We start from the raw sequence: 17,772 nt of genomic DNA, 5'->3' as shown, positions 1-17,772 counted from the left end.
GTGACCGATCGATCGGAGAGCCGTCATGCCGTTGCTCGACACCAGGACCTGGCAGCCCCAGACCCTGACCGGGCCCGGGTACACCGTCACCGAACCCGCCACCGGCCAAGCCCTCGGCGCCCTGGCCCTCGCCAGCCCCGAGGACGTCGGGGCCGCAGCCGGCAGGGCCGCCGCCGCCCAACTCGAGTGGGCCCGCACCCCGCACTTCGCCCGGGCCGCCGTGCTCCGCAGGGCCGGCGACCTGTTCACGGCACACGCCGCCGAACTGCGCGAGTGGCTCGTCCGCGAATCCGGCTCCGTCCCCGGCAAGGCCGACTTCGAACTGCACGTCGCCGCCCAGGAATGCTACGAGGCCGCCGCGCTCGCCTCACGCCCGGCCGGCCAGGTCCTGCCCAGCGAGGCGCCGCGCCTGTCGTACACGCGCCGCGTCCCGGCCGGTGTGGTGGGCGTGATCTCCCCGTTCAACGCCCCGCTGATCCTGTCCATCCGCTCCGTCGCACCGGCCCTGGCCCTCGGCAACGCGGTCGTCCTGAAGCCCGATCCGCGCACCGCCGTGTGCGGAGGGTTGTCCCTCGCCGCGGTCTTCGCCGCCGCGGGCCTGCCGCAGGACCTGCTGCACGTGCTTCCCGGCGGCCCGGACGCCGGACAGGCCCTGGTCGCCGACCCGCGCGTGCCGGTCATCTCCTTCACCGGCTCCACCCCCGCCGGGCGGGCCGTGGGCGAGGCCGCCGGCCGCCACCTCAAGCGGGCCCACCTGGAACTGGGCGGCAACTCGGCCATGATCGTGCTGCCCGACGCCGACCTCGACGCGGTGATCTCCACCGCCGCCTGGGGCTCGTTCTTCCACCAGGGCCAGATCTGCATGACGACCGGACGCCACCTCGTGCACGCGTCCCTGTACGACGAGTACGTCGAGCGGCTCGCCGCCAAGGCGGACTCACTCGCCGTCGGCGACCCGTACCGCGAACAGGTCCACCTCGGCCCGATCATCGACTCGGGCCAACTGGCCAAGATCAGCGGCCTGGTCGAGTCCAGCAAGGCCGCGGGCGCCAAGCTCGCCGCGGGCGGCACCCACGACCGGCTCTTCTACCGGCCCACGGTCCTCGCCCACGTCGACGACCACACCCCCGCGTACGCGGAGGAGGTCTTCGGCCCCGTCGCGCCCGTACGCTCCTTCAGCACCGCCGACGAGGCGGCGGCCCTGGCCGCGCAGAGTCCCTACGGACTCTCCCTGGGCATCGTCACCCGCGACACGGCCCGAGGCCTGGACCTCGCCGAGCGCATACCGACGGGCATCGTCCACATCAACGACCAGACCGTCAACGACGAGGCCGTGGCGCCCTTCGGCGGAGTGGCCGCCTCCGGCACCGGCGCCCGCTTCGGCGGCGAGGCCAACCTGGAAGCCTTCACCGAACTGCGCTGGACGACGGTGCGCGGAGACGTGGCTCCGTATCCGTTCTAGCCCGCCTGCTGGCCCTCCTGGGCCTGCTGCTCGGCGATCGCCTCGCGGACCTCGTCCATGTCGAGGTTCCGGGCCTGCCCGATGACGTCCGTCAGGGCAGCCTCGGGCAGGGCGCCCGGCTGGGCGAAGACGGCGACCTGGTCACGGACGATCATCAGCGTGGGAATCGACTGGATACCGAAGGCCGCGGCCAGCTCCGGCTGCGCCTCGGTGTCCACCTTGCCGAACACGAGGTCCGGGTTCTCCTCCGCCGCCTTCTCGTACACCGGGGCGAACTGCTTGCACGGCCCGCACCAGGACGCCCAGAAGTCGATCAGGACGAACTCGTTGTCCGTGACCGTCTGGTCGAAGTTCTCTTTGGTGAGCTCCACGGTGCTGCTCATGGCGTAAATCCCTCTTCCTGGTGTGGGTCAAGCCGTCGGCACAACACGGCCGACCTGGCACGTATTCCGCGCCCCTACCCGTGTGGCCAGCGCGCACACCACCCACCAGACTGACCCCATGACGGAAACGGAAACCAACGCGTACGACGTCGTGGTGCTCGGGGCCGGGCCCGTGGGGGAGAACGTCGCCGACCGTACCCGCGCGGCCGGCCTGACCACTGCGGTCGTGGAGAGCGAACTGGTCGGCGGCGAATGCTCGTACTGGGCGTGCATGCCCAGCAAGGCCCTGCTGCGGCCGGTCATCGCCCGCGCGGACGCCCGCCGCGTGCCGGGCCTGAGCCAGTCGGTGCAGGGCCCCCTCGACGCCTCCGCGGTCCTCGCCCACCGGGACTACTACACCTCCGACTGGAAGGACGACGGACAGGTCGGATGGCTCGACAGCATCGGCGCCGACCTGTACCGCGGCCACGGCCGCCTCACCGGCCCGCGCGCGGTGACGGTCACCGGCCCGGACGGCGGTGAACGCGTCCTGACCGCCCGGCACGCCGTCGCCGTCTGCACCGGCAGCCGCGCCGCCCTTCCCGGGCTGCCCGGACTGGACGAGGTCCGGCCGTGGACCAGCCGGGAGGCCACCAGCGCCAAGAAAGTGCCCGGCCGCCTGATCGTGGTCGGGGGCGGCGTCGTCGCCACCGAGATGGCCACCGTCTGGCAGGCCCTCGGCTCGAAGGTCACCATGCTGGTCCGCGGCAAGGGCCTGCTCGCCCGGATGGAGCCCTTCGCCGGAGAACTCGTCGCCGAGGCGCTCACCGAGGCCGGCGCGGACGTCCGCACCGGCACGTCGGTGGAATCCGTGACCCGCGAGAACGGCAGCGTCGTGGCCGTCACGGACAGCGGCGACCGCATCGAGGCCGACGAGATCCTCTTCGCGACCGGCCGCGCGCCGCGCACCGACGACCTCGGCCTGGAGACGATCGGCCTGGCCCCCGGCTCCTGGCTCGACGTCGACGACAGCCTCCGCGTCAACGGCCACGACTGGCTGTACGCGGTCGGCGACGTCAACCAGCGCGCCCTCCTCACCCACCAGGGCAAGTACCAGGCCCGCATCGCGGGCGCCGCCATCGCGGCGCGGGCCACCGGAGAGACCCTCCTCGCGCAGCCGTGGGGCGCGCACGCCGCGACCGCTGACCACGCCGCCGTCCCCCAGGTCGTCTTCACCGACCCGGAGGCGGCGGCCGTCGGCCTGTCACTCGCCGAGGCCGAGCAGGCAGGACATCGCGTGAAGGCAGTCGACGTGGACCTGTCCACCGTCGCGGGCGCGGGCCTGTACGCCGACGGCTACAAGGGCCGCGCCCGCATGGTCGTCGACCTGGAGGACGAGATCCTGCGCGGCGTGACCCTCGTCGGCCCCGGCGTCGGCGAGCTCATCCACTCCGCCACGATCGCCGTCGCCGGCCAGGTCCCGGTCGGCCGCCTGTGGCACGCGGTTCCCTCGTACCCGACGATCAGCGAGGTGTGGCTGCGGCTGCTGGAGGCGTACCGGGACGCCTGACCTCCGGATCGTGCGGCCCCCGGGGCGGTCCCGCCGGGCGCGGGACCGGCTCGGGCAGCCGGTGACCGACCGGGATCGGCGAGGTTACGCGTGCGCGGGCACCACGACGAGATCACGCGTGCGCGGGCACCACCAGCTCCAGGTACTCCTCGCTCCACAGGTCCTCCTCCGCCTCCGGCAGCAGCAGCACCCGGTCCGGCCGCAGCGCGTCGACGGCGCCCTCGTCGTGCGTGACCATGACGATCGCGCCCGGGTACGTGCCCACCGCGGCCAGGATCTCGGCACGGGAGGCCGGGTCGAGGTTGTTGGTGGGCTCGTCGAGGAGCAGCACGTTCGCGCCCGAGTGCACCAGGCCCGCCAGGGCGAGCCGGGTCTTCTCGCCGCCGGAGAGGACACCGACGCGCTTGCCGGCGTCGTCGCCGGAGAACAGGAACGAGCCCAGGACCTGGCGGACTTCGCCGTCGGCGAGGCGCGGGGCGGCACCTGCCAGATGCTCACGCACCGTCAGTTCCGGGTCCAGCGTGTCGTGTTCCTGGGCGAAGTAGCCGAGCCGCAGCCCGTACCCGTGGACCACCCGGCCGCCGTCCGGCGTGTCCTGCCCGGCCAAGGTCCGCAACAGGGTCGTCTTTCCGGCGCCGTTGGGCCCGAGCACCACCAGGCGGCTGCCCCGGTCGACTGCGAGATCGACGCCCCGCAGGACGTGCTGACCGCCGTACGACCTGGCCAGACTGACGGCGCCGAGCGGGATCCGGCCACAGGGCGCCGGCTCGGGCAGCCGGATCCTGGCCGTCTTCTCGGCGCGCCGGGCCGGTTCGAGGTCCGCGAGCATCCGGTCGGCGCGGCGGGCCATGTTCCGCGCGGCCACCGCGGTCGCCACCCGGGCGCGCATCTTGTCGGCCTGGGCGTGCAACGCCGCCGCCTTGCGCTCGGCGTTCGCCCGCTCGCGGGCCCGTCGCCGCTCGTCGGCGTCCCGCTGGGCCAGATACTCGTCCCAGCCGGTGTTGTGCACGTCGAGCGCGGCACGCCCCGGGTCCAGGTGGAAGACCCGGTTCACGGTGCCGGCCAGCAGGGACGTGTCGTGGCTGATCATCACGAGCCCGCCCTGGTGGCTCGTGAGGAACCCGCGCAGCCAGGCGACCGAGTCCGCGTCCAGATGGTTCGTCGGTTCGTCCAGCAGCAGCGTGCCGTGTCCGGCGAACAGGATGCGGGCCAGCTCGACGCGCCGTCGCTGACCGCCCGACAGGGCGCTCAGCGACCGGTCCATCAGCCCGGCGGACAGTCCGACCCCGGCGGCGACCCGGGCGGCCTCCGCCTCGGCCGCGTATCCGCCGCGCGCCTGGAACTCGGCCTCGGCCCGCACATAGGCGTTCATCGACCGATCCGTCCCGGCGGCCATCGCGGCCTCGGCGCGACGCAGCGCCCGTACGGCGAGGTCCAGGCCGCGTGCGGACAGGATCCGGTCGATGACGGTGACCGACTGGTCGGCCGCGCGCGAGTCCTGCGGGAGATGGCCGACGTCACCGGTGCGGGCGACGGTCCCGGCGGCGGGCCGCAGGGTGCCCGCCAGGGTGTGCAACAGGGTCGTCTTTCCCGCGCCGTTGCGGCCGACCAGGCCGATGCGGTCGCCGGGGGAGACGTGGAAGGAGACGCCGGACAGCAGCAGACGCGCGCCTGCGCGCACGTCGATGTCACGAACGGTGATCATGAGAAAACGCTCCGAACGAGCAAGAGGACACACGGGTGGCGTGGGAGTGGGTCCTCGGCTAGGAAATTCGGGGCGCAGACATGGCCGCCACGGTAACGGAGGCCCCTGCCGGGCGCCTCCGAATTTCTGCGGCGGCCGGTGTTACGGCAGCTCGAAGCCGAGCGCCCGCGCCGCCTCCTCCGGCGTCGGCTGCGCCCAGCGCTCCGTCACGGCCCGGTTGGACGACAGCGACCGCGACTCGGCCCGGTCCAGATACAGGACCCCGTCGAGATGGTCCGTCTCGTGCTGCACGATCCGCGCGGGCCAGCCCGTGAACACCTCGTCCAGCGCGTGCCCGTGCTCGTCCTGCCCGGTCAGCCGCACCTCGGCGGGCCGCGCCACCACCGCCTGCCAGCCCGGCACGCTCAGACAGCCCTCGAAGAACGCGGCCCGCGCGCCGCCGACGGGCTCGTAGGCGGGATTGACCAGCACCCGGAACGGCTGCGGCACCCGCCCGCGCGCCAGCCGCACCCCCTCCGGCACCGGCGCCGGGTCCTCGACCACCGCGATCCTCAGCTCCACACCGACCTGCGGCGCCGCCAGGCCCACCCCCGGCGCCGCGCGCATGGTGATCCGCAGGGCCTCGACGAACCGGGCCAGCAGCGCGGGCCCCAGCTGACCGTCGTACGGCTCGGTGCCGCGCCGCAGCACCGGATCGCCGGCCGCCACGATGGTCAACGGGCCGCCGCCGGCCAGGAGTTCCTCGACCCGCTCGGCCAGGGGTGCGCGATCGCTCGGAGTTCCCATCGCGTCAGGATGACACGGCACCCAGTCCCATCACGTGACACACGTCACACTCCTCCTTCGGGAACTGGACGCCCCGCCGCCCCGACTACTGCACCGCAACGGCCGACGACCGCACTGCGACGGCCAAGATGACGTCCCCCCGGAGAAGCCCGCCGATGACCACCGCTCCCTCGACCACCACGGACGAGGCCCCGCAACCCGCCACCCCGGCGCCGTCGAAGAACAGCTGGGCCCCGCTGCGTCCGCTGATCCTCCGCCTGCACTTCTACGCCGGGGTGCTGGTGGCGCCGTTCCTCCTCGTCGCCGCCGTCACCGGCCTGCTGTACGCCGCCTCCTTCCAGGCCGAGAAGATCGTGTACGACCACGAACTGACCGTCCCCGCGGGCGAGCGGAAGCTGCCGGTCAGCGAGCAGGTGGCCGCCGCCCGCAAGGCCCACCCCGAGGGCACGATCTCGGCCGTACGCCCCTCACCCGAGGCGGACGCCACGACCAGGGTGCTGCTGTCCGGTGTCCCGGGCGTCGACGATGGACACACGCTCGCCGTGTTCGTCGACCCGTACACCGCGCAGGTGCGCGGCTCACTCGAACAGTACGGCTCGACCGGCGCGCTGCCGCTGCGCACCTGGATCGACGAGTTCCACCGGGACCTGCACCTCGGTGAATCAGGCCGGCTGTACAGCGAACTGGCGGCCAGCTGGCTGTGGGTGATCTCGGCCGGCGGACTCGTGCTGTGGTTCTCCCGCCGCCGTGCCCTGCGCAAGGTGCGGGGGACGGACGGGCGGCGCCGCACCCTCGGACTGCACGGCGGCATCGGCGTGTGGGCGGCGGCCGGGTTCTTCTTCCTCTCGGCGACCGGTCTGACCTGGTCGGCCTACGCCGGGGCCAACATCGACGAGTTGCGGACCTCGCTGGGTCAGGCCACCCCGTCGGTGTCGGCGTCGGCGGGCGGTGAACACGCCGGCCACGGCTCCGCCGCCGGGCAGACCGCAGACGCCGCGCACGGAGTGGGCCTGGACAAGGTCCTGGCCGCGGCCCGGTCCGAGGGCCTGGGTGACCCGGTCGAGATCGTGCCCCCGGCGGACGCGAAGTCGGCGTACGTCGTCAAGCAGGTGCAGCGCAGCTGGCCCGAGAAGCAGGACTCCGTCGCGATCGACCCGGCCGGCGGCGCGGTCATGGACGTGGTGCGGTTCGCCGACTACCCGGTGCTCGCGAAGCTCACCCGGTGGGGCATCGACCTGCACACCGGCACCCTGTTCGGCCTGGCCAACCAGATCGCCCTGATGCTGCTCGCGCTCTGTCTGATCCTGCTGATCGTGTGGGGCTACCGCATGTGGTGGCAGCGCGGCCGCGGCACCGCCTTCGGCCGCCCGACCCCACGCGGCGCCTGGCAGCAGGTGCCGCCACAGATCCTGGTACCGCTGCTGGCGGGGATCGCCGTACTCGGCTACTTCCTGCCCCTGTTCGGCATCCCGCTGGCGGCCTTCCTGGCCGTCGACATCCTGCTGGGCGAGATCGCGTACCGGCGGGGACGGCGGACGTACGGAGCGGGGACGCCGGCGCAGTAGCGGACCCTCCCACGCGCAGGTGCCCGGCTCCATGTGGAGCCGGGCACCGTCAGGTACGTACCGGTCAGCGCTGCTCGAAGTCACCCGCGAGCGCGGAGGCGATCCGCAGGTGTGCCTCCGCCTCCTCGTGCCGGTTCTGCCGCTGGAGCGTGCGGCCGAGCATCAGCCGGGCGTAGTGCTCGACGGGGTCCCGCTCGACGATGGTCCGCAACTCGGCCTCCGCACGCCGAAGTTGGGCCGAGTGGTAGTAGGAGCGCGCCAGCAGCAGCCGCGGCCCGGTCTGCTCGGGCACTTCCTCGACCAGCCCAACCAGGACCCGCGCGGCGGCGGTGTAGTCCTTGGCGTCGAAGAACATCTGCGCGCGCTCCCAGCGCTCCGCCGGTGTCCCGTGGGCGTAGTACGTGGTGTCGTAGGTCGTGTTCACTCGTGCCTCCTTCGAGGCCGACAACCGAACGCGTTGGTTCAATATTCCACTACGGAGCAGACCGCTACTCGGCAAGGGCGGCCGGTCGACGCGGGCGCCCGGGCGCGGCCCGAATGACGCGCGACGCGGGCATTCCACCGGACTAGGTTGTGAGCCATGAGCAATCTTGAGCGCGAGGCGGCTCCCTCCCTGTGCGGCGGCCGCGGTTTCGTCGTGGCCGAGCCGGTTCGCGAACTCCTCAGTCCTCGCCACGTCAAACTGGGCGAGTCCAGCGAGGTCCGCCGGCTGCTGCCCAACCTCGGCCGCCGTATGGTCGGGGCCTGGTGTTTCGTCGACCACTACGGCCCCGACGACATCGCCGACGAGCCCGGCATGCAGGTGCCGCCGCATCCCCACATGGGCCTCCAGACGGTGAGCTGGCTGCATGAGGGTGAGGTGCTGCACCGCGACTCCACCGGCAGCCTCCAGACGATCCGGCCGCGCGAACTGGGCTTGATGACCTCCGGCCGCGCGATCAGCCACTCCGAGGAGAGCCCTCGCTCGCACGCCCGTTTCCTGCACGGCGCGCAGCTGTGGGTCGCCCTCCCGGACGGCCACCGCCACACCGACCCGCGCTTCGAACACCACGCCGCCCTGCCGGTCGTCACGGCACCCGGCATCAAGGCGACACTGATCCTCGGCGACCTCGACGGCGCGACCTCGCCCGGCACGGCGTACACCCCGATCGTCGGCGCCGACCTGGCCCTCAACCGCGGCGCGGACGTACGCCTCCCCCTGGAACCGGACTTCGAGTACGCCGTCCTGTCCATGTCCGGAGAGGCGCACGTGGACGGCGTCCCGGTCCTGCCCGGCTCGATGCTCTACCTCGGCTGCGGCCGCAGTGAACTGCCACTGAGGGCCGAGTCGGACGCGGGCCTGATGCTCCTGGGCGGCGAGCCGTTCGAGGAGGAACTGATCATGTTCTGGAACTGGATCGGACGGTCGCAGGAGGAGATCGTACAGGCGCGTAGGGACTGGATGGAAGGGACACGTTTCGGCGAGGTGAAGGGGTACGACGGTGATCCGCTAGCTGCTCCGGATCTGCCGCCGGTGCCGTTGAAGCCGCGGGGAAGAGAGCGCTGACCTGCTGGAATGCTCGCGGGTCGGTGGCTGCTGAGTGGGCGGCGGCTGGGCGTTGTTGGCCGCTTTTCGACCGCTCGCCGGTCGGCGGCCGAGCGTGTCGCTTGCTCGGGTCGGCGGGGTCGGTGATTCCACGGTGTGGCTGTCTGTGGGCGGCTGGGGCAGGACTCTTGCTGACCTGATGCTGACTTTGCTGACGCTCAGTCAGGTGAAATGGGTAACGCCGCAGCCCGTGGACATGCTGCATTGGTGTCAGCAACTGCCCGCCAAAGGCGAAGGACTGTACTGCGAACCGACGTGGTACTCGCCCGGCGCGGACACTGTCAGCCGGGTGAACTCCCCGTCCCTGGCGAGGCAGCCGCCGTCGCTGTGCAGCCAGGGCGAGTAGGCGATGCGGACGGTCACCGTTCCGGGCCGCGGCATGCGGATGTCCATCTCGGCGGGGGTCGTCCGGGTCACCGTCCCGGGTGAGGAGACCAGGGGTACGGCGTCCTGGACCCGGTATACCTGCCAGTGAGCGTCGTGCCAGACGGGGCGCAGCCAGTCGGGACGGTGGTCGCGGACCAGGGCGGCCTCGGCCTCGGCGTAATGCCACGGCTCGGCCGAAGGCAGGACGACGAAGCCGACGGCCCAGCGGTCCAGCCACGCCCGGTACGTCGAGGCGGAGAAGGTGCCGTCGTAGAAGAGGCGGTGGCGCTTCATGTCGATCTGCTGGTTCCAGCCGCGGGCCAGGTTGACGTGAGAGGAGAGGAGGGCGGCCTCGCGCATGCTGCCGGTCGGGATCGCCTCCACACGGGTGCGGTCGGCGCCGAGTCCCTGTAGGGCTCGTACGACCCCGTGCGTATCGGCGGCCCAGGCGGGCACCGGCGCGGTCAGCCGGATGTCGAGAACGGACTTCGGCACGATCCAGGCGGTGGAGCACACGATCGCCGTGATCAGGACCACTCGTCGCCGACGCGCCCGTCCCGGCGCGGACATCAGCGCCGCGAGGAGGACGGGCGGCGCGAACAGCCAGGCGAACCGCTCGACGTTCGTGCCGATGGGCGAGGGGATGAGGTAGACGAGGACGCAGACCGCCGCGTAGACGGCCCCGGCCCAGCGGGCCACGCGCCAGGTGCGCGGGACCAGGGCGGTGACGGCGAGCCCGAGCAGCAACGGTGGCAGCAGCCGCGGGAACGGCATCGGCTGCTGCCCGGAGAACGGGAACAGCAGCGTGGTCGCCGCGGCGACGGCGGCGGGCGGCACCGACAGGGACAGCGCCCTGCCCCAGTCCCGCACGGCGAGGAAGGCGGCTCCCACCAAGGCAAGGAACAGCCCGGCCACCGGAGACGCCAGCGTGGCCAGTGCCGCGTACGCCGCCACGAGCCCCACCCGGCGTGTTCCGGTCAGAAACAGGCAGGCGGCGAGGGCGAAGGCGACCCCGAGGGCGAAGGTCGAACGGCCCGCGTGGACGTTGCACCACAGCATCAGCGCGGCGAGCAGCGCCGGGCCCAGGGGCCTGCGGATCGCCGTCCGCACGATCAGCGCGGCCGTCAGCCAGGTGGCCGCGAGCCCGGAGACGACGGTCACCGTGCGTACGCCGAACGCGGCCATCAGATACGGGGAGAGCACGCTGTAGTTGGCGACGTGCGAACCGCCGAACCAGGACAGCATGTACGGCGATCCGCCGTAGTGGGCGGCGAAGTGCGCCCACGTCTCCTGGGCAGCGAGATCACCGCCGCCGGTGGCGAGGAAGGCCCACCACACCGCGTACAGCGGGAGCGCCGCGAGGGTGGCTAGCAGCGGGACCAAGTGACGGTGCCGGAATTCTCGGGCGGACGGCCCGTGTTCGGCGGGGAGCGATCGGTAGGGGGCAGGGCGGATGGATTCGGCTGCGTGTATCACGAGCATCCTGATCGGGCGTGGGGCTGAACGACGTGAGCTGGACGAGGAGTTGCGCTTGCAGGCGTCGTGCGGCTGCCTCACCACGCGCCTCGGCTGAACGGCCACGGCTTCGCTGGTTGTCCCGGCTGCCCGTCGGCCCTTCGGCCGATTCCTGGGCGCACTGCCCTCCAGGGCACCGCCGCCTGGATCCTCGTCGGCGCAACGTCTGGTGACGAGCCGACGCCCGGTCGGAGGCCGTGGAACGGCCGCAGGTCACAGGACGACCGTCACGTGGGCCGGTGACGGCGGTCTGCACGTCACACGCTGCCCAGCCCACAGTTCCCGCGGCCATCGTCAGCACGAGCGCGCAGGTGGCCAGAGTGCGCTTGCAGCGCGCCATGGTGTGTCTCCCTGCTTCCGTTGCCTGGTCCGGCCGCCATCCGTGGCGACCTGGTGGGCGGAAGGTAGGGAGCGGGCTTGCCACCCGGCGTCACACCGGGGAGCCAACGTGCGCTTAGCACCCTGGTAGGGGGCCGGTGTGCAGGTGTCACCCCAGCGTGAAGAAGATCGTCGGGTTGTCGCGGCTGTCCCGGACGGGGTGGCCCAGGGCCAGGGACCGTTTGAGGTGCCGCGTCCGTCGTCCGTGACGGACACCTGGAGGCGCCGGTCGTCCCCGTGCAGGGCGACCGCGATCTCGCGGGCGTCGGCGGCTTGCCGCCGTATGTTCGTCAGGGCTTCCTGGACGACGCGGAAGGCGGCGGCCTGCACCTCGTGGGGGAGGTCGTCCGGAACGGCGGGATCGCGATCGAGGGGCGACGGCCGCTGTCTGTTTTCGGAACCGGATCCGTGTCCAGAGCCTCAGCGGCGCCTCCCTCCGCCACACCAACCGTCACCGGAGAACCGCGCGCGCCACGGCCGCCGTCCTGTGCACGGCCGACCAGCAGGTCCCCACTAGCCGGGCAGTCCCTCCCCCATCGCAGTCACATCGTGGCGCGCAGGTGGCTGACGGTGACGAAGTGGTAGTCGCGGGCGGTGAGGGTGCGCAGGATCTCGGGGATGGCGGCGACCGAGGTGGGGTGGATGTCGTGGATCAGGACGACGTCGTTGGGCTGGGCCTGGGAGATGACGGTCTGGGCGACCTTGGCCGGGTCGTGGGACTTCCAGTCCAGGGTGTCCATGTCCCACAGGACGGGGGAGAGGCTGGTGGCCGCCCGGACGTTGCCGTCGATCGCGCCGTACGGCGGGCGGAAGAGCGTCGGTTCCTTGCCCGTGGCGGCCTTGATCGACGCGTTGGTGCGCTCCAGCTGGGAGCGGATCTGGGTGGGGGTGAGGTTGGTGAGGACGGGGTGGTTCCAGGAGTGGTTGGCGATCTCGTGGCCGGACTTCATCTCGGCGCGGACGATGTCCGGGTGGGTTGCGACGTTCTGGCCGACGACGAAGAAGGTGGCGCGCGCCTTGTACTGGGCCAGGTACTTGAGCAGTGTTCCCGTCTCGGGGGCGGCGGGGCCGTCGTCGAAGGTCAGGGCGATGCACTTGACCTGGGAGCAGTCCGTGGTGTCCTCGCCCGGGTCCGGCTGGGCGGCGACGGTCGGGGCGGGGGTGTGGGCGGCACCGAGGTCGAGCTTGTCGTCCGGGTCGGTGGTCTGCCGCTGGGCGCGGCTGCCGAAGTCGGACAACCAGGGGGTGACGGTCGCCTTGGGGAGGGTGACGGAGATGCGGCCGGCCGGCGGGACGCCCACCGTGCCCCGGTCGAAGTCCACCTTCAGATCGCCGTCGGCGGTGAAGGCCATGTCGTCCAGGTAGACGTCGCGGTTCTCCTGGTCGTCGAGGGCCGCGACGGTGTCGGGGGTGACCCCCTCCCGCTTCTCCAGGCGCTTCTTCACGGCCGAGACGAAGGCGTCCCGGGAACCGTCCGCGATGAGACCCGGGGACGGCCGGTACTCCTTGGCGGCACCGTCGTACCAGTACGCCTTGGTGGCCAGGCCGTCCGCGTTCGACGTACGGTCGACCGTTCCCAGCCGGACGCCCAGCACGTCGCCGGAGGCCACGAGGAACGAGAAGCTGACGTTCAGCTCGGGTCCCTCCAAGCCGTCCATGCCGCCGCAGCCCGTGGCCTGCCCGCCGGTGTCCTCGCCGAGGAAGGCCGCGAGGCGTCCCTCCACGTCCTTCTTCATCGCGGCGGTCATCGCGTCGGCGCCGGGGACGTCCGGGTAGCTCGTGGCCCAGGGGCAGGAGCGGTCGGTGCTGCTGTCACTGACGATGTTGACGCCCTTGAGCTTGCTCAGGTCGACCTGGGTGCCGGTGTCGTTCCCTCCGGTCCGGGACGGGCCGTCCACGGAGGGCGCCGAGTCCGCCGGTGGTGAGCCGGTGGCGCAGGCGGCTGTCAGGGCGAGTGAGCCGAGCAGGAGGAGCGTGGGAGCGAGGGCGTATCGAGGCATGCGTCAACCTGGGTGCGTGAGGTGCCGGGGCATGAGTGCGGAGCGTGCGGCGCGCGAGCTGTCGTTGCGCCGCGGCGTCCCGCTGGGTGTGCCTTGCGTGGGCAAGGGCTTTCTTTTCGCCGGGTCAAGGTATGTTTTCGGCCGATCTCCCGCAATCCTGTTGGCCGCCCCGCCGGCCCAGATGTGACCACTCTCTCTCCGGCCAAGTCGGCGGCCCCGGGCAGCCAGACCGGCCGGCCCGTCGAGGACGTCCACGTTCACGCGGAGGAGACGGAGCATCTCGGCGTAGCGACCGGCCCCGCCCCGGGGACGACCATGGGCGTCCGCAAACCTCGACCGGGCACGGTCGCCATCAGGGACACGTCGGCGAAGCAGCACCGCCAGCGGCAGCAGCCCCGCCGCAGCACCCAGGCTGTCACCGTCCGGCCGCATCATCGTCAACAAAGGGGGCGCAGCTGCCACATGGGAACTTCTCGGGACCGACGCGACAACAAGCGCGCCGCGTTTCTGAACAGGCTCTGATCCGGTTGTGATGTCGCTCTGATCCACGCTCTGTTCCCTGGTGCACAGGCGAGGCCCGACCCGCGCTCCCCTTCGTCGGGACATCGCCGTCCACGACCCCCAGGGCACAGAAGCGAGAGACGAGTGACCAACACAATCAAGCGCTGCGCGACGGCCTGTGCGGCCGTCGTCACCGCGATCGCCGGCGTGGTCGCCACCGCCCCCGCGGCGGTGGCCAATCCGTCGTCCGGTGTCAACATCCGCGGCAAGGAGCCCTTCAACACCGACACCCTCATGTCCAAGCTGTGCGGAGACATGAGCGGCGCCGACAAGTCCTTCGTCTTCAACATCCACACCGGTCAGGTCGTGGACGGCAAGGCGGCGTACGGGAAGGCGCCGTACTGCCATCTCGCCCCCGGCGAGTCCCGCTATGTGACCAGCACCGCGCCGCACGGCTCCCACTGGGCGCTCACGAACGGCTGGGAGACCGTGAGCGGCAACTGCGAGTTCCCGCAGTCGTCCACCTGGACCTGGTACGACAAGGAGCGCAAGATCTCCAACGACTCGGTGACCAACTGCGGGCACGGCGGGGGCGGTCTGGCGGTCAATGAGTCCTACGCGACCACCCGCGGCGCCTCCGTGTCGATCGGCGTCAACACGAAGCTCTCCTACAAGCTCACGGAGAAGCTCTCCGCCGAGATCGGTTTCAGCGCCAGCTACTCCTGGTCCTGGTCCAAGACCCACACGTTGGGTCGCACGGTCACCGTCAATCCCCCGTACGGCCGGCAGGGCTATATGGACGCCCACCCGCTGAAGCGGACCGTCCGGAGCAACCCGGTGTTCCCCGTTCAGTTCTACACGTGGAGCGACGGCCAGTCCGAGGCCGGCACTGTGGTCCACAGTTGGCGCGGACGCGGCTACGACCGCATCTGGTCCTACGGCTACTACGTCGACACCTACGCGGACGTCGTCAATAGTGACGGCACGCCCGCCAGCGACAGCGGCACCGTGAGGCGGGCGCCCGCCTTGGCGGTGTCGGTCAGGCTCAGCTTCGGGTGGAAGCGGACGACGGAGAGAGGAAGGGGGACCCACTTGGTCTCGCCGTTGTCGCGGGAGGTGAAGGTCCACACCGCCTCCACGCGGTCACCGACCTTGTAGTCCTTGGTGCGGTCGGCGTTGATGGACAGCCGGTAGCGCGTCGGCCCGGCGGGCAGGCCGCCGTAGACGTTGAGGCAGGTGTCGTCCGTGGTGGATCGGAAGACCCGGGAGCCGGAGCCGAGCCGGGTGGTGAGGGTGGCCTGGGGCACGTAGGCGAAGCCGCCCGGGCTGTCGGAGAACATCGGCAGGCACACGTAGTAGTACCCGCCGAACCGTTTGGCGCCGGTTCCGGACGCCGGCGCTACGGCCGGGCCGTGGACGCCGCCGTTGAAGGCGACCCGGTAGGTGCGGCCCGGCTCGAAACGGCGGGCGGTGAGGAAGGAGACCGCGTCCTCGTTGTGCATGCCGTTGGCGACCCGGGCGCCGAGATTCCAGCGCAGGCCGTGGTCGGTGCTCAGGTACTGCACGAGCGACGCGGTCGGCGCCTTGCGCAGGGCACCCGTCACACCGAGGGACGCCCGGCCGAACTGCGGCCAGCCGGGGGTTGACCAGTCCACCTGGGGGGCGGTTTCGGCGCCGGTCAGGGTGGTGGCGACGGAGGTGTTCACCCGGGCCATGCCCCGGGTGGAGAAGAAGGTGCGGTTCAGGCCGGTGAAGAAGGAGCCGGTGCGCTGGGTGACCAGGCTGTACGTCGGCAAGGTGGCGGTGCGCTGCCAGATCCCGCCGAGCTGGGTGACGAAGGAGCCGGCCGAGGTGCCAGGGCCGACCTGGCCGAGGAAGGTGTCGGCGTCCACGGTGTTTCCGCCGGCGTAGTCGTAGGCCGACTTGGTGCCGCGGGCCGCGAAGAGGACCTGCGCGTCGCGCTGGGTGGCCCGGCGGTCGGGGGCGGTGACCTTCACCGGCTTGGCCTTCCGCCCGTCGAAGGCGAGGGTGGTGTCGTGGCCGAGCACGAGGTGGGGCGCCACCATCAGGGCGCTCCTTCCCCGGGGATCGATGCTCTGGACGTCGACCACATAACGGCCCTTGGGCAGCCGCAGGGTGACCTTGCCGTCGGGGTGGTTCTTGTCGTCGTCGAAGGGCGTGTACTGCTTGCCGGTGTCCAGGCCCGCCACGGTGACGCCGGGCCCGTCGTCGCGCTTGCCGTCGCGGCGGGTGACGATCAGGGTCAGCTTGTACGACTCCACCTCACGGGTGACGGCCAAGGCGGTGCGCACGCTCTGTCCGCCGCCGCTCGCGGTCACCGCACCGGAGTAGACGCCGTCGGCGCCGCCGAGCCGGGTGTCGGCGGTGACCTTGGCCTGCGTAGTGCCGCCGGCCGGGACGGTCAGCCGGGCCGGGGAGACCGTGAACATGCCGGTGGGTGCGCTGCCGCCGTCGGGGCCGGTGGCGTCGGAGGTCAGGTCCAGGGTGACGGGCTTCGTGCCCGGGTTGCGGTACGTCAGCGTCCGGGTCGTCGGCTGATCGTCGTTGTGCGGCCAGGCGGCGGCGCCGAAGTCGACGGAGGACGGCTCGGCGGTGACCTCGGCGCCGGTCGCCCGGGTCAGGTCGACCCGGCCCGCCCCGACCTCGTACGCGGTGGTGCCGGTCAGCGGCTTGGCCGAGGCCGTCAGCGCGGCCTTGATCCGCTCGCCGGTCCAGCCGGGGTGCTCCTGGGCGAGGATCGCGGCGGCGCCCGCGGTGTGCGGGGTGGCCATGGAGGTGCCCGACATCGACACATAGCCGGGCGCCACTTCCTCGCCCTCGCTGCCGTGGGCGGCCCGCGCGGCGACGATGTCGACGCCGGGCGCGGCGATGTCCGGCTTCAGGCGGCCGTCGGCGGTCGGGCCGCGGCTGGAGAAGTGCCCGATGCCACGTCGGTCAACCCGTTCCAGCTCTGGCTGCCAACGGGCGCGGTCGCCGGACTCGGCGGGTACCTGCGCACCCTGGACCACCGCCGCCGCGTCGCGGTCACTGAGACACAGCGGGCCGAACGCCTCGCCATGGCCGCCGACCTACACGACTTCGTGGCCCACCATGTCACCGGAATCCTGGTGCAGACGCAGCTGGCCCAACTCATCGCCACCACGGAACCCGAGCGTCTGGGCGGCATCCTGAAGGACGTCGAACGCGCCGCCGTGGAGGCCCTCGCCTCCATGCGCCGCACCGTCGGTCTCTTGCGCGAGGTCCCCGAGTCCGCCGAGGCCGGGACCGACGACCGCAGTCCGAGGGGCGATCTGGCCGCGCTGCCCGAGCTGGTGGAGAACTTCCGCGGGCCCGTCGGCCCCAAGACCGCGCTGCGCCGCGATCCCTCAGTGCCCGACGACCTGCCCCATGAGGTCCAGGCCGCTGCCTACCGGGTCGTCCAGGAGGCCCTCACGAATGTACGGCGGCACGCCGCGGACGCCACCGAGGTGACGGTCGGCCTGACCTACGACGGCCGCGTGCTGGAGGTGACGGTACGCGACGACGGCCGTGGCGGTACCCGGTTGCCCAAGGCCGCGCGTGGCGGCGGCTTCGGCCTGGTCGGCCTCAAGGAAGGGTCACCGCGCTGGGCGGCAAGCTGCGTACGGGACCCCGCTCCGACCGCCAAGGCTGGGAAGTCACGGCCATCTTGCCTACGGAGAGGGGCCGTCGTGAACGCCTCGGTGCGCTTGGCCCCACGCCGTAGAGAGCAGGAGCGCGGCCGCTGTCGCCCTGGAGGCGGCCGGCGGCCACTGCGGGAAGCCGGGTGAGAGCGGTGCCGGGCGTGAGGCATCGGACATCGCACTCGGTACGAGCGAAAGTTTCAGTGATCCTCCCCAGGTGGTGACTGGATGCCACCGTCTGTACGGTCGTGCAGGCAAGTCGTGGCACGGGCACGGGCACGCGCAGAGCGGCCCGCGCCGTGGACCGTCAGCAAG

11 protein-coding genes and 3 pseudogenes are annotated in these 17,772 nt (G+C 71.9%); 6 read left to right on the top strand and 8 right to left on the bottom strand.

What is annotated here, in order from left to right; genetic code table 11:
• Nucleotides 1-25 precede the first annotated feature (25 nt).
• Nucleotides 26-1,462 (top strand): benzaldehyde dehydrogenase, encoded by a 1,437-nt coding sequence (locus AOQ53_RS03330; protein WP_059414815.1) that lies wholly within the window; start codon nt 26-28, stop codon nt 1,460-1,462.
• Here the strand turns inward: AOQ53_RS03330 and trxA are convergent.
• On the bottom strand, nt 1,459-1,845 hold the full coding sequence (gene trxA / locus AOQ53_RS03325; protein ID WP_059414813.1) for a thioredoxin: 387 nt from the start codon (nt 1,843-1,845) through the stop codon (nt 1,459-1,461). The two genes, AOQ53_RS03330 and trxA, sit on opposite strands and share 4 nt — an antisense overlap.
• A gap of 118 nt (nt 1,846-1,963) precedes the next feature.
• On the opposite strand from trxA, the gene AOQ53_RS03320 reads away from it, so the two are divergent.
• Entirely contained in the window at nt 1,964-3,394 is a 1,431-nt protein-coding gene (locus tag AOQ53_RS03320) for a dihydrolipoyl dehydrogenase family protein (protein ID WP_059414811.1), read from the top strand.
• A 112-nt stretch (nt 3,395-3,506) separates the two neighbouring features.
• On the opposite strand, the gene AOQ53_RS03315 is transcribed toward AOQ53_RS03320, so the two are convergent.
• Nucleotides 3,507-5,099, bottom strand: coding sequence for an ABC-F family ATP-binding cassette domain-containing protein (locus AOQ53_RS03315; protein ID WP_174523221.1), 1,593 nt, complete (start codon nt 5,097-5,099; stop codon nt 3,507-3,509).
• 141 nt (nt 5,100-5,240) lie between these two features.
• Nucleotides 5,241-5,885 carry a peptide deformylase gene (locus tag AOQ53_RS03310; protein WP_059414809.1) on the bottom strand — a complete coding sequence of 215 codons (645 nt, stop codon included), beginning with the start codon at nt 5,883-5,885 and terminating at the stop codon, nt 5,241-5,243.
• A 155-nt stretch (nt 5,886-6,040) separates the two neighbouring features.
• On the opposite strand from AOQ53_RS03310, the gene AOQ53_RS03305 reads away from it, so the two are divergent.
• A complete protein-coding gene (locus AOQ53_RS03305) occupies nt 6,041-7,450 on the top strand; it encodes a PepSY-associated TM helix domain-containing protein (RefSeq protein WP_059414807.1) in 1,410 nt (469 codons plus the stop codon).
• A gap of 64 nt (nt 7,451-7,514) precedes the next feature.
• On the opposite strand, the gene AOQ53_RS03300 is transcribed toward AOQ53_RS03305, so the two are convergent.
• Complete coding sequence (locus AOQ53_RS03300) at nt 7,515-7,805, bottom strand: tetratricopeptide repeat protein (RefSeq protein WP_059414885.1); 291 nt, start codon at nt 7,803-7,805, stop codon at nt 7,515-7,517.
• Nucleotides 7,806-8,030: 225 nt separating this feature from the next.
• Between AOQ53_RS03300 and AOQ53_RS03295 the strand changes: the two genes are divergently transcribed.
• Nucleotides 8,031-8,996, top strand: coding sequence for a pirin family protein (locus AOQ53_RS03295; protein ID WP_059414806.1), 966 nt, complete (start codon nt 8,031-8,033; stop codon nt 8,994-8,996).
• Nucleotides 8,997-9,245: 249 nt separating this feature from the next.
• On the opposite strand, the gene AOQ53_RS03290 is transcribed toward AOQ53_RS03295, so the two are convergent.
• The 3 genes and pseudogenes from AOQ53_RS03290 to AOQ53_RS39965 all read right to left on the bottom strand — a co-directional run bounded on the left by AOQ53_RS03290 (nt 9,246) and on the right by AOQ53_RS39965 (nt 13,294).
• Nucleotides 9,246-10,883, bottom strand: a complete 1,638-nt coding sequence (locus AOQ53_RS03290) for a hypothetical protein (RefSeq protein WP_099054516.1) — start codon at nt 10,881-10,883, stop codon at nt 9,246-9,248.
• 585 nt (nt 10,884-11,468) lie between these two features.
• A pseudogene (locus tag AOQ53_RS47950) lies at nt 11,469-11,666 on the bottom strand (ATP-binding protein); the annotation flags it as partial.
• 170 nt (nt 11,667-11,836) lie between these two features.
• Nucleotides 11,837-13,294, bottom strand: a complete 1,458-nt coding sequence (locus AOQ53_RS39965) for a polysaccharide deacetylase family protein (RefSeq protein ID WP_063888858.1) — start codon at nt 13,292-13,294, stop codon at nt 11,837-11,839.
• A gap of 645 nt (nt 13,295-13,939) precedes the next feature.
• On the opposite strand from AOQ53_RS39965, the gene AOQ53_RS45700 reads away from it, so the two are divergent.
• A complete protein-coding gene (locus AOQ53_RS45700; RefSeq protein WP_236711541.1) occupies nt 13,940-14,953 on the top strand; it encodes a hypothetical protein in 1,014 nt (337 codons plus the stop codon).
• 1,553 nt (nt 14,954-16,506) lie between these two features.
• Here AOQ53_RS45700 and AOQ53_RS45695 read toward each other — a convergent pair.
• A pseudogene (locus tag AOQ53_RS45695) lies at nt 16,507-16,824 on the bottom strand (S8 family serine peptidase); the annotation flags it as partial.
• On the opposite strand from AOQ53_RS45695, the pseudogene AOQ53_RS42615 reads away from it, so the two are divergent.
• Nucleotides 16,771-17,540 (top strand): annotated as a pseudogene (locus tag AOQ53_RS42615) (sensor histidine kinase); the annotation flags it as partial. The pseudogenes AOQ53_RS45695 and AOQ53_RS42615 sit on opposite strands and share 54 nt — an antisense overlap.
• Nucleotides 17,541-17,772 lie beyond the last annotated feature (232 nt).

Origin of the sequence: Streptomyces azureus (assembly GCF_001270025.1) — a bacterium.
Classification (GTDB): Bacteria; Actinomycetota; Actinomycetes; order Streptomycetales; family Streptomycetaceae; genus Streptomyces; species Streptomyces azureus.
The sequence above is the reverse complement of the archived record's forward strand: the minus strand, read 5'-3'. Positions and strand labels throughout refer to the sequence as shown.

Excerpts from the sequence above, each read along its gene's own strand:
- AOQ53_RS03330 (WP_059414815.1), top strand. The coding sequence starts at position 26 with ATGCCGTTGCTCGACACCAGGACCTGGCAGCCCCAGACCCTGACCGGG.
- trxA (WP_059414813.1), bottom strand. The coding sequence starts at position 1,845 with ATGAGCAGCACCGTGGAGCTCACCAAAGAGAACTTCGACCAGACGGTC.
- AOQ53_RS03320 (WP_059414811.1), top strand. The coding sequence starts at position 1,964 with ATGACGGAAACGGAAACCAACGCGTACGACGTCGTGGTGCTCGGGGCC.
- AOQ53_RS03315 (WP_174523221.1), bottom strand. The coding sequence starts at position 5,099 with ATGATCACCGTTCGTGACATCGACGTGCGCGCAGGCGCGCGTCTGCTG.
- AOQ53_RS03310 (WP_059414809.1), bottom strand. The coding sequence starts at position 5,885 with ATGGGAACTCCGAGCGATCGCGCACCCCTGGCCGAGCGGGTCGAGGAA.
- AOQ53_RS03305 (WP_059414807.1), top strand. The coding sequence starts at position 6,041 with ATGACCACCGCTCCCTCGACCACCACGGACGAGGCCCCGCAACCCGCC.
- AOQ53_RS03300 (WP_059414885.1), bottom strand. The coding sequence starts at position 7,805 with ATGTTCTTCGACGCCAAGGACTACACCGCCGCCGCGCGGGTCCTGGTT.
- AOQ53_RS03295 (WP_059414806.1), top strand. The coding sequence starts at position 8,031 with ATGAGCAATCTTGAGCGCGAGGCGGCTCCCTCCCTGTGCGGCGGCCGC.
- AOQ53_RS03290 (WP_099054516.1), bottom strand. The coding sequence starts at position 10,883 with ATGCTCGTGATACACGCAGCCGAATCCATCCGCCCTGCCCCCTACCGA.
- AOQ53_RS39965 (WP_063888858.1), bottom strand. The coding sequence starts at position 13,294 with ATGCCTCGATACGCCCTCGCTCCCACGCTCCTCCTGCTCGGCTCACTC.